Raw genomic sequence first — 968 nt, forward strand, 5'->3', positions numbered from 1 at the left:
GTGCGGGCGCCCCTCACCGAGCGCGGCCCGCTGCGGCCGTGGCAGCCACGCGGGACCGTCTTGATCACGGGCGGCACCGGCGGCATCGCGGCCCACCTCGCGCGCAGACTGGCAGGCCAGGGCGCCGAGCACCTCCTGCTGCTGGGTCGGCGTGGAGCCGACGCCCCAGGATCCTCCGAACTCGCCGAAGAAATAAGGGCGTTGGGCGCGGACGTCTCCTTCGCGGCCTGCGATGTCACCGACCGCGACGCCCTCGCCGCCGTCCTCACCGCCATCCCCGACGACCGGCCCCTCACCGCCGTCCTCCACACGGCCAGCTCCACCAGCTACGGCCCCGTCCTCGGCGTCGACCCCGGTGAACTGCTCACCGGCATGGCCGCGAAGGCCGTCGGCGCCCGGCACCTGGACGAGCTGACGGCCGGGCTGGACCTGGACGCGTTCGTCCTGTTCTCGTCCGGCGCCGCGGTGTGGGGGAGCGCCGGGAACGGCGTGTACGCCGCCGCCAACGCCTACCTCGACGGTCTCGCCCACGAGCGCCGGGACCGGGGTCTCCCCGCCACCTCCGTCGCGTGGGGCGGCTGGGCCGACGGCGGCATGCTGAGCGACTTCGACCAACTGGCCGACCAGTTGGAGCGCCTCGGTGTACGCCGGATGCGGCCCGAGACCGCCATGGACGTGCTGTGGGAGGCCGTCGAGTACGGGGAGACGACGCTCACCGTCAGCGACATGGACTGGGAGCGGTTCGCGCCGGTCTACGCGATGTCCCGGCGCCGCCCCCTGATCGAGGAGATCCCCGAGGCCGCCCGCGCCCTCTCGCCGGCCGGCGACAACGGGTCCGACGGCGGTGACGACAGCGCGGCCGGACAGCTCCGCTCGACCCTGGCGGGCCTGAACCCCACGGACCAGCGGGCCGCCCTGCTGGACGTGGTGCGCGGCCGGGCCGCCGCCGTCCTGGGCCACGACGAGCC

The 968-nt window shown here is 75.1% G+C and carries 1 protein-coding gene; it reads left to right on the top strand.

What is annotated here, in order from left to right; genetic code table 11:
* A partial coding sequence (locus ACVNF4_RS36440) for a beta-ketoacyl reductase (protein ID WP_461807093.1) occupies nt 1-968 on the top strand: 968 nt, incomplete at both ends.

It is taken from the genome of Streptomyces sp. S6, from assembly GCF_054880855.1.